This window comes from Candidatus Hydrogenedentota bacterium, assembly GCA_019695095.1.
Classification (GTDB): Bacteria; Hydrogenedentota; Hydrogenedentia; order Hydrogenedentales; family SLHB01; genus JAIBAQ01.
Window position 1 is genome coordinate 1 of the sequence record JAIBAQ010000192.1, and the last position, 10,974, is coordinate 10,974.

Annotated in this window: 9 protein-coding genes; 8 read left to right on the forward strand and 1 reads right to left on the reverse strand. The window is 57.6% G+C overall.

What is annotated here, in order from left to right; genetic code table 11:
• The 5 genes from pstC to K1Y02_21855 all read left to right on the forward strand — a co-directional run.
• The coding region (gene pstC / locus K1Y02_21835) for a phosphate ABC transporter permease subunit PstC (GenBank protein ID MBX7259019.1) at positions 1-606 on the forward strand (606 nt) is incomplete at its 5' end.
• Entirely contained in the window at positions 606-1,454 is an 849-nt protein-coding gene (gene pstA, locus K1Y02_21840) for a phosphate ABC transporter permease PstA (protein ID MBX7259020.1), read from the forward strand. The genes pstC and pstA, both read left to right, overlap by 1 nt.
• A complete protein-coding gene (gene pstB, locus K1Y02_21845) occupies positions 1,448-2,239 on the forward strand; it encodes a phosphate ABC transporter ATP-binding protein PstB (GenBank protein ID MBX7259021.1) in 792 nt (263 codons plus the stop codon). Before pstA ends, pstB begins: the two co-directional genes overlap by 7 nt.
• A 29-nt stretch (positions 2,240-2,268) precedes the next feature.
• Positions 2,269-2,937, forward strand: a complete 669-nt coding sequence (gene phoU, locus K1Y02_21850) for a phosphate signaling complex protein PhoU (protein MBX7259022.1) — start codon at positions 2,269-2,271, stop codon at positions 2,935-2,937.
• 397 nt (positions 2,938-3,334) lie between these two features.
• Entirely contained in the window at positions 3,335-5,962 is a 2,628-nt protein-coding gene (locus K1Y02_21855) for a PAS domain S-box protein (protein ID MBX7259023.1), read from the forward strand.
• A 24-nt stretch (positions 5,963-5,986) separates the two neighbouring features.
• Here the strand turns inward: K1Y02_21855 and K1Y02_21860 are convergent, their stop codons facing one another.
• Entirely contained in the window at positions 5,987-7,198 is a 1,212-nt protein-coding gene (locus K1Y02_21860; protein MBX7259024.1) for a HEAT repeat domain-containing protein, read from the reverse strand.
• Positions 7,199-7,850: 652 nt separating this feature from the next.
• On the opposite strand from K1Y02_21860, the gene K1Y02_21865 reads away from it, so the two are divergent.
• From K1Y02_21865 to K1Y02_21875, 3 genes are all read left to right on the forward strand, one after another.
• Positions 7,851-8,831, forward strand: coding sequence for a sugar phosphate isomerase/epimerase (locus K1Y02_21865; protein MBX7259025.1), 981 nt, complete (start codon positions 7,851-7,853; stop codon positions 8,829-8,831).
• Positions 8,832-8,916: 85 nt separating this feature from the next.
• Positions 8,917-10,554, forward strand: a complete 1,638-nt coding sequence (gene hflX, locus K1Y02_21870) for a GTPase HflX (protein MBX7259026.1) — start codon at positions 8,917-8,919, stop codon at positions 10,552-10,554.
• A gap of 106 nt (positions 10,555-10,660) precedes the next feature.
• Positions 10,661-10,974 (forward strand): hypothetical protein (locus tag K1Y02_21875; protein MBX7259027.1); only part of this gene is annotated, 314 nt, incomplete at its 3' end.

A 10,974-nucleotide genomic window follows, 5' to 3' on the forward strand; every position in this document is an offset into this window, starting at 1 on the left:
GGAGCTGTCTACATCGCGGAACTGGCTGGACCCCGTGAGCGCGAGGTTCTCAAGCCATTTGTGGAGCTTGTCGCGGCAATACCGTCCGTCGTTCTTGGATTCTTTGGACTTATCGTCGTTGCGCCGGCCCTGCGGAGGCTGTTCGACTTGCCCAGCGGCCTGACTGCTTTAACGGGTGCGTTAGTGCTTGCGCTAATGGCCGTGCCGACGATTGTCACGATATCGGAAGATGCGATTCGAAGCGTTCCCATGTCCTACAAGGAAGCCTCCATGGCCATGGGAGCGAACCGGATGCAGACGATTTGGCGTGTGACCGTGCCCGCAGCGATGTCGGGAATCATCGCCAGCGTTATGTTGGGTATGGGGCGCGTGATTGGAGAGACCATGGCCGTGATCATGCTCACCGGCAACGCCGCCATGACCACGCTCTCGCCCTTGGCGCCGGTGCGCACCATGACCGCGACGATCGCCGCGGAGATGGGGGAGATCGTCTTTGGCAGCGAACATTATCAGGCACTTTTTTGGGTGGGGATTCTGCTCCTGCTCTCGACGTTTCTCCTGAACATCGTGGCCATGCGCGTTCTTAAGAGTTATCAGAGGCTGTAATGCGTACGTCTATTTCCGAAAGCGCGGCTACATGGGGCCTTCGCCTCGTGACGTACTCCATCGTTGCCGTTGTCGGATACATCATCCTCGACATTGTGTGGAAAGGCGCACCCGTGCTGAGCTGGAGTTTCCTGAGTACCGCGCCAACCGCGAATGGCCAAGGCGGTATTTGGCCGGCCATCGTTGGGACCTTTTGGCTGATAACGGGGACCATCCTCGTCGCGTTGCCGCTCGGTATGGCGAGCGCGGTGTACCTCTCAGAGTACTCGAAGCAAGGGCGCTTCACCGCGATGATCCGCCTGGCCATCGTGACCTTGGCGGGGGTGCCTTCAATCGTGTTTGGATTGTTCGGTCTCGGGCTGTTTGTGTTGTTCTTTGGGTTTGGTACAAGCATCTTGGCGGGTAGCCTGACGCTGGCTTGCATGGTTCTTCCAACGATTATCGTATCCAGCGAAGAATCGTTGCGGGCAGTGCCGCAGGCGTTACGCGAGGCTAGCCTCGCGCTCGGAGCGACCAAATGGGAAACCATCCGCAAGAACGTGTTGCCGTACGCGATACCCGGAATGCTCACGGGAAGCATCCTGGGCATCGGGAGAGCGGCGGGAGAAACGGCGCCGATTCTGCTGACGGTCGCCGCGTTCTATCTTCCCAATCTGCCGCGCTCGGTATTCGATCAGGCGCTGGCGCTTCCGTTTCATTTGTATGCGCTGGCGACACAGTTTCCAAATCCGGACCTGGTCAGGCCGACGCAATATGGAACCGCCCTGGTTCTGCTCCTGTTGGTGCTGGGGCTCAACATCGGCGCGATAATTCTTCGCAGCCACTTCAGGAAGCGGTACCGATGGTAGCCGACAGTGTGCAGGTGAAAGAGGCAAATCCTCAGACGAAAGTACAGATACGCAATCTGAACTTCTTCTACGGGAATGTCCAAGCTCTATTTGACGTGACCATGAACATTTATGCCAATCAGGTGACAGCGTTCATTGGTCCGTCCGGGTGCGGCAAATCAACCTTGCTGCGAACGATGAACCGCATGAACGATATCATCGAAGGCGCGCGCCTGGAAGGCGACGTTGTCATCGACGGCCAAGACATCTATCGCAATACGACGAACGTGGTGGCGCTGCGCAAGCGAGTTGGGATGGTATTTCAGAAATCGAATCCATTCCCGAAGTCCATCTTCGAAAACGTCGCGTACGGACCGCGAATTCACGGTACAAAAGACCGCGAGCGGCTCAGCGAGATTGTGGAGAGCAGCCTTGTCCGAGCCGGTTTGTGGGACGAAGTGAAGGATCGCCTGCACCGGAACGCGTTGGGTCTTTCGGGTGGACAGCAACAGCGCTTGTGCATTGCGCGCGCGCTCGCGGTGGACCCCGAAATCCTCCTAATGGACGAACCAGCGTCGGCGCTGGACCCTCGATCTACCGCTCGCATCGAGGATTTGATTGACGAGTTGCGCAACGATTACACGATCGTCATAGTAACGCACAATATGCAGCAAGCGGGGCGTATTTCCGATTACACGGCCTTCTTCTGTGAAGGTAGAATGGTGGAGTTCGGTGCTACCGAGACGATCTTCACGAATCCGCGCGAGCGGGAAACGGAAGACTACATTACCGGCCGGTTTGGCTGAACATTAGGGTACCTTCGTTGGCAATACACATGCAGCGCGAATTCGAAAAGCTCAAGAAGAAATTGCTGGCCTTGAGCGCTCTCGTGGAAGAGAGCGTCGTCAGCGCGGTCAAATCGATCCGCGACCACGACGTGTCTTTGGCGAACCGGGTCATCGAGGGCGACTACGCAATCGACGAGCGGGAAGTGGACATCGAAGAGGAATGCCAGAAGGTCTTGGCGCTGCACCAGCCCGTCGCGCACGATCTGCGGTTCATCATCGCCGTGTTGAAGATCAACAATGAGCTGGAGCGAATTGGCGACGCCAGCGTAAACATCGCGGAACGCTCCCTGTTTCTGGGAAAAGACGAGCGGATTGACATCCCCTTCGATTTCACGGGCATGGCCGAGAAAGCGCATGAGATGCTTCATCGGGCATTGGACGCGCTGGTCAACGAAGACGCGGCGCTGGCCTACGAAGTGATTGCCTCGGACGACGAAGTCGATGCCATTAACCGCGAAATGTATGGCCAGGTCAAGGACGGCATACGGAAACACCCGGAGCAACTGGAGTCTCTGATTCATCTGCTCAGCGTCGCTCGCCACCTGGAACGGATCGGCGACCATGCGTCGAACATTGCCGAGGACGTCATCTACCTCACCAAAGGCGAGATTGTGCGTCACAAGAGCGAAGATTTCACTCAGCGGCAAAATTCGTAATCCCGTGATTCTCAGACCGCTGCCCGAATGTTGCATTCCAAGCGCTTCGGGGCGGAAAATGCTGTCAGATTGTCTCAATGCCGCGATTTCGTGATGCTGCTTATACCACGCTTTCCCTTGCGCATTTGGGGGCGTCCGGGGTGGCGGGTGTCGTTAGCGCGACCGGCCAGATTCCGTTTGCATCGACGATCGGCGCACGGTTCCCTCGATCTGTGACTTGGGCAGGTCCCGGAATCGGTCCTTGTGGGATGGGGGCAGTCTGAGCGTACCAGCACATGGGAACCCGGAATTGGCGCTTTCGTCCATCATATCGCGTTCGCTTGCCCTCAAAGTTCTGAGCCTGTTTCTTGTTTTTGGGCTCATCACGGTCGCAGTGGCATTGACAACAGGCTACAGAATGTCGCGACATCTATTCGTGGAGCAGGAAAAGCGACAGGGCTTAGGAATAGCCAGAACGACCGCCATTGCGGTGCAACCGGTGATGTCCGGCGATCTCGCGGTTCAGGATTCAAGAGACTACCTCCAGCATATCGTCGAGCAAATCTCGCGGAGCAACGCGATTTCTGAAATGGTGCTCCTGGATTCCCTCGGCAACGTATTGGCAAAATCCGAGCCGGGGGCCAAAGTCTTGCCCTTGAGCAATGCCGATATCGCGCGGACCATTGAGACGGGCACTCCCATACCTAGAGAGAATCCCTGGGACGGCTCAATTTCGGTATACCACAGCGTCTATCCCGCAGGAAGCGGCGGCGGCGGTGGGGACTCGCAGGTATCCGGCGTGCTCTATTTCACGACCGATCTGAAACCGGGGCTTGCGCATCTGCGACTCGCTGCATTCCAACGGGCCTTCTTGTCGTTGGGGCTTTATCTGGCCAGTTTGCTGGTTGTCTACTGGATTTTGCACCGAACCGTAATCATGCCCGCTCGAATCCTGGCCCTGCAGGCCGCGCGGTTGGGAACCGGCGATTTGGCCGCGCGTAGCGGCTTGGAACGTGCAACGCCTGACGGGGATGAATTACAGCGATTGGCACATTCTTTTGACATGATGGCGGGGGAAATCGAGCGTAATCAGGCGGACCGCGAGCATGCTCAGGAAGAGCTACGGCGGGCCGAGAGCCGGTTCCGCGGCATCTTCGAGAAGGCAATCGAGGGGATTTACCAAGCCTATGCGGATGGAGCTTTCTTCAATGTGAATCCAGCCCTCGCACGTCTCCTTGGCTTCGCCTCGCCCAAGGATCTGATCGAATCCGATATCGCGGAGTGTAAGCACCGGTACGCCGATCTTCAGCGTTGGGAGGATTTCAAGCGAGAACTTGAGAGGAAGGGATCGGTCATCGGATTTGAATACCAGGCGCGCCGCGCCGACGGTTCGCAAATCACGGTCTCGGAAAACGCCACCGCGATGCGCGACGAACAAGGCCGAATTCGCCTCATCGAAGGAACCGTCGTCGATGTGACGGACCGGTTGCGCATCGAACAAGCATTGCGAAGCAGTGAAGCGCGATTCAGAGCCTTGATCGAAAATGGGTCGGACCTCATCGCAATTGTCGACTACGAGGGAATCATCTCTTACGCGAGCCCCGCATTAACGCGCGAATTGGGATATCCGAGAGAGAAGTTGATTGGCGCGGCGGCCATTGAGTTCGTGCACATGGAGGACAGGGCGCTTGCCGAGGCCAAGTTCCGCGAGGTTCGACAGTCTCCGGGACGAATGCTGCGCTACGAGGAACGCTTTCTTCACAGCGACGGCACATGGCGCGACCTCGATGTCATCGGGTACAACATGCTTGAGGAGCCCGGCGTCCGGGGTATCGTTTACACCGCGCGCGACATTACGGCGCAACGACGGAGCGAGCGCGAACGGTTGACGTTGGAGGCCAAAGTCCAGCAGACGCAGAAGCTGGAGAGCCTGGGCATTCTTGCGGGGGGCATTGCGCACGACTTCAACAACCTTTTGACGGGGATACTGGGTCACGCCGACCTCGCCTTGGTCGACCTTTCACCGGTATCACCGGTTCGCGAGCACCTGAATCAGATCGTGACCGCATCACGGAGAGCAGCGGAGCTGGCCAAGCAAATGCTGGCCTACTCGGGCCGCGGCTCACTGGTTGTTCAACCGATTCAACTCACGGAAGTGGTGCAGGAGATGAGCCACTTGTTGGAAGTCTCAATCTCGAAGAAGTGCTTGCTCAACTATCGCTTTGCGGATAATTTGCCCCTCATCAAGGGAGACATCACGCAGATACGTCAGATTGTGATGAATCTGATTATTAACGCGTCGGAAGCAATTGGCAATGCCAGCGGTGTGATCGCAATTGGAACCGGCTTGAAAGAGTGCTCGAGAGAGTACCTGGCCGACAGTTGTTTGGACGAAAACCTCCCGGCTGGTCCCTATGTCTTTCTGGAGGTGATTGACACGGGATCAGGGATGAGCGAAGAAGTCCTGAGCCGTCTGTTCGATCCGTTCTTCACGACAAAGTTCACCGGACGTGGCCTGGGTATGGCGGCCGTTCTCGGAATTGTCCGCGGACACAAAGGGGCCATCAAAGTCGAATCGAAGGTGGGCCAGGGAACCACGGTTCGGGTCCTGTTCCCTGCTACTCAGTTGGCTATCTCTAAGGACACCCACCGCGAGGAGGGGGCAAGGTCATGGCGAGGAAAAGGGAAGATCCTGATCACGGATGACGAAGAGACTATCCGTACCCTGGCCAAGATGATGCTTGAGAAAATTGGCTTCGAAGTGCTGACGGCAGCGGATGGCCGGGAGGGCGTCGAAGTGTTTCGCGCGCATGCTCACGAGCTTTCTGCCGTGCTTCTGGATATGACAATGCCCCATCTGGACGGAGAGGGGGCCTTTATAGAGATGCAGAAGATCAGGCCGGAAGTTCCCGTAATCCTATCGAGCGGCTTCAGCGAACAGGAGGCGTCGAGCAGGTTCACCAGCGCCGGTTTGGCGGGTTTTATCCAGAAACCTTATAGCCTGGAAGAATTGGTCAACTGCATACGGCGTACGCTGGAAGGGTGACATCGTGACGGCCGATTCGTCGGGCTACCGTTGTTCGACAGTGTCTTCCGGTCGAGGGACTCCGACGGGCGGCAGGCCGGGAAAGTGTCCCTGCTCCTCTTCGGGAATCTGGTCTGCCGGAACGAGCGGATTGGTCATCTTTTCTTCCTGCTCAAGTTTCTTGGCCTCCTGAAGCTCATTCCACCATTCGAGCCACAGATAAGGCCGGTTCCCGACTTGGTAGCCGGTAAGGTTCTGCAGAGCAAAAGACGCGGCATTTCCAAGTCCGGACTGTTGGCGAATCAGGCCAACGAGATACTCAATCGTCTTCTCATCGCCCACATAAGCCAGGAGAGCCGTAGCTTCCTGCCGCAACTGAAGGTCGGATTCCTTCTTACCCGACGAGATGTCCATGAGCGTCGACAGGACTTCAGGCCCCCCCAATCGGATCAGTCCGTACAACGCGGTACGCCGTACTTCGATGTAGGGACTCTCCAACAGCCCGGTTAGCTCGCGAATGGCCCCCTCATCATCCACTTCGTACAAGGCATTGGCACAGACTTCGGCAAGTTCACGCTGGCCGGACTTGGCGTATTTGGCCAGGTCCTTGATGGATTCGTGGCTCTTGATGCGCCCGAGGGCGTAGGCCATGACGATTAGATACGGCTCCGGTTGGCCTTGCTCGCGAAAAAGGTGAAGCAACGTCGGTTCGATCACCCTCGCCAAAGACGGAAGTACGGAGTCCAGGGCGTTCGCCGTCTCCGGCGAGCCAGCCAGCAGGGTCCCCAGAATAGAATCCACCAGCCAGGCCGGATTCCCCTGCAGTATTGCCTGACTTGCCGCCTTTCTGACTTCGGGTGCGGAATCGCCCAACGACAGAATCAGCCACTGCAACGCGTCGTACGACTCCGATGCTGCCAGGCCCTCAACCGCCCGCACGCGAATCTCCGGGTCCTGCGACTGCAATAGGGCAAGCAGCGAAGCGGGGAGTTCCTGCTTCTGACTCTTGCCTCGCGGTGGCCACGGGACCTGTTCCGTTTGGGCCGGCAGGCTAAGTTCGAGTTTGGGTGCCGTCAGGCGGTATGAAGCCTCTGTCTCGGGCTTTGAAGGGGTCTCCTCTTGGCCGGCGGGAGTCTCATTTGCCGTAGCGCGGTCTTCAGGAGCAGGGTGAGTAGTTGGCGTCTCTCCCCAGGCCAGTAACGGGGAAGCCCCAAGCAAAATCCAAACGATCAACCTTTGGAATCGAAACAACATCATGGATCAATGAGCCTCTGTTTCATGCCAGATTCTTGTGTCGGAGGGTGCCGCGTGTCAAGTAAATAACTTCCTGAAGCCGTGAATTGCGTGTCCAATGTCGAGAGAGGATGATGCCGCTGCCACTCCAGCGGCGAGGGTGCCAGCGAGTTTCAAGCTCTCGGGACCCCGAGGAAAATAAAAAATGTCTACCTTCCCAAACCTGGAATAATGTGCCGGGAGGGGAATGTTTCGTTAATAGCTGTGAGGGCGGTCCTTCCCCCAGGCTGCTACTCATGGCCACAGTCAGTAATGACTGGTTCCCACCACCGGCGAGTGCGTCAGAGGCAGTTCCCCCGCTGCCCGCACTCGCCCCTTTTATTTTTCCGGGAGAATTCGGGGAAGTTAAAAGTCTATTATCAATAATTATGACAAATATGCGCTTCTTCTCAAATCGTTGTGATCTATTGACTTTCGATTCTCGCATCATTATACTAGCGGCGCCAGCGGGTATAGTCCGCTGCTTTTTTGTACATTGTCCTTCAGGGCATTACCTTACGGATCAGGGGCGCATTCCCGTTCCCACGGATGGCGGAAGCGGTGCAAATGTGAAGCGCCGCGGCAAACCGACACGTAGAATCGCCACGTTGGCACCCTGAACACTTAGGAGAAAGCAATGGCCTTGCGGTTTTCCATCTCTTTGGACACGTTTTCCGGTAGCGCGGACCGGTTTTGCCCTCAGGGCTACCGAGACCCGCTGCGGATCCAGGAGCGAATCTCGCTAATCTCGAAAATCAAGGGGGTCAAAGCGATTGAAGTAACGCAAAGCCACATCACCCCCGAGTTCCCGGTGAAGGAACTCAAACGTTTACTGAAGGACTACCAGTTGGTGTGTTCCGGAGTGGCGGCTGACCTTAGCAATGATCGCCGCTTCGCGCAGGGTGCTTTTGGGCACCAGCATCCCAAGACGCGCAATGCGGCCATCGACGAAGGGCGTAAGGCGGTCGAACTGGCGCGGCAGGTGGGCGCGACGGAAGTTACGTTACGTCTCTACAGCGACGGGTTCGACTATCCGTTCCACGTCGACTACGTGACGCAGTGGAACACAGTGATTTCCTCGATTAAGACGATTGCGAAGTTTGCTTCGCCGGATATCAACGTGGCAATAGCCTACAAACCTCGTGAACCCCGTAAATTTGGAACCATCTCGAACGTCGGTAAAGCGCTTTCCCTGTGCCAGGAAATCGCCATGAAGAACGTGGGCGTCGCCATGGATTTCTCGCACGCGATGATGGCCGGCGAGACGCCCGCCGAGTCGATTGCGTTCCTGACGCGCTCGAACAAGCTGTTTCAGGTCTATTTTAGCGACAACTACCGCGTTTGGGATGACTTCATGATTCCCGGAACCGTTCACATGTGGGAGATGCTGGAAGCCCTGTTCTATCTGAAGGTCAGCAAGTTCAAGGGATTCTGCTCGATCGACTTCGCCCCGCAGTGCGTGGATCCGACACAAGCATGCCAAATCGCTATTGGCAACCTGTCGATATTCTGGAAGAAGCTCGAAAAGCTGGATCCCACCGAGCTTCGCAAGGCACAGAAGACCCTGGACGCCGTCGAAAGCCAGAAGATCATTCGAAGGGTTATGTGGCAGAGCTGATAGTGCGCATGCGCACAGGTCTTGATGGAACTCACGCCGGGCCGGTTGGAGACAACCGTTGCCCGGCGGTTCTTTTCAGGAGGCAATCATTCGCGTAGGGGGAAATACTCAAGGGTTGGCCGCACAACCGCTCCGTAGGCTGGAGCGGCTGGCGCAACGGCGGTGCCCTGCCGAGGTGGTGGTTAATCCCGAGTTGGCACGAACCATGACCGAATTGGCCAACGACGTGCAGCGGCAGGTTGGGGTACTCATCGATCGCAGGGGATACATCCGGCATGTCGTGATTGGGGACGCGAGGGCCGTCTTCCTGCCCGACCTCACAGACTATCGCACGGCCCGAGACCGGTTGTGTGGGTTGCGGCTGGTGCACACACACCTCAATGGCGAACCGCTCAGCGATGACGACCTCACGGACTTGGCTCTACTGCGCTTGGACATGGTCGCCGCCGTGGAAGTGTTGCCGGATGGATTGCCCGGCCGGGTCGACATGGCGCACTTGCTGCCGGTCAATGCGGCCGAACAGCCGTGGGAACTCAGCAGCGCCCGAAGCGTACATGACGTCCCCTCCGACTTTCTCGATATGGTCGACGCCTTGGAGGAGGAATTCGGACGTCAACGCCAGGGAAGACCGGCGAACGACCGGCGCGACCGGGCGATTGTCGTGCACGTATCCACCGAACCCCATTCGAGGGCCGAGGACTCCGTCGCGGAACTGCGCGAGTTGGCGCGGAGCGCGGGGATTGTCGTCGTCGATACCATTATTCAGCGGCGCGAGATGGACCCGCGGTATGTGATGGGGAAGGGCCGCCTGCAGACTGCGATAATCCGCGCGATGCAGTATGGGGCGGAGGCCCTGCTGTTCGATCAAACCCTCACGCCGGCGCAGGTCAATGCTCTGGCCGAATACACCGACTTGAAAGTGCTCGACCGCACACAAGTCATTCTCGATATCTTCGCGCAACGCGCGCAGACGCGGGAAGGCAAGAATCAGGTCGAGCTGGCGCAACTGCGCTACATGCTGCCGCGATTGGGCGCAAAGCAGACGGCAAGCGCGTTTTCGCGGCTTACGGGCGGTATTGGCGGTCGTGGCCCAGGCGAGACCAAGCTGGAGATCGACCGGCGCCGCGCGAAAGATCGCATCGCGCGGCTGGAACGCGAAATCAGCAAACTGGGTGACCGGCGAAAGCTCCGGCGCTCCGTGCGAACGGAGAAGAACGTGCCCATCGTGTCGATTGTGGGCTATACGAACGCGGGCAAGTCGACGCTTCTCAACAACCTCACACGGAGCGAAGTGGTCGCCGAGAATGCCTTGTTCGCGACGCTCAATCCAGTGTCGCGGAGGTTGCGGTTCCCGAAGGAACGCGAGATAGTCATCACGGACACCGTAGGGTTCATCCGCAATCTGCCACCGGAGCTACTTGCCGCGTTTCGCACTACACTGGAAGAACTCGACGAAGCGGACCTGTTGCTGCACGTCGTTGACGCGTCCAGTCCGGTGATGGACGAGCAGCGGGCGGTCGTGATGGGACTGCTGAAAGATCTAGAGCTGGACACGAAGCCGCAGATTCTCGTGCTGAACAAAGCGGACCTCTGCGACCCCGTTGAATTGGAGGGAATGGCGAAGCGGCTGAACGGTGTGCGCATTTCGGCGATTCGAACCGAATCGTTTAGCGATTTGATGGCGGCGATAGAACAATGCCTGTGGGTAGACCTCGAGACGTGATAGTGTGTTCTTGAATTGCATCCTGTTCATCCTGTCTATCCTTGTTTATTGAACAAGGATGCCCAGGATACCCAGGATGAGAAATGCAGAAAGTAAGGCGGACTAGATGAGACTTCGTGTTTGTGTGACGTTGTGTGTTCTCAGTGCCGTGAGCGGCGCTGTGGCCTACGCAGAGGGTGTATTTGAGGGCAAACCCTACACGGACGGCGATGTGTACGCCGATACGTGGGTGGCGACGGATGCAGTGATGCGGACGCAACCGGATTTCGCAACAGCGGGGCCGGTGAAGCCGAACAAGTGGGTCGGCATTTTCTATTGGACGTGGCACAGGCCGAACGCGGATGGACCCAACGACAACACGAAACTAATCGCGTCGGCAAACGGGGGAGCAACGGTCAATTGGCCGACGAACAGCGCGCC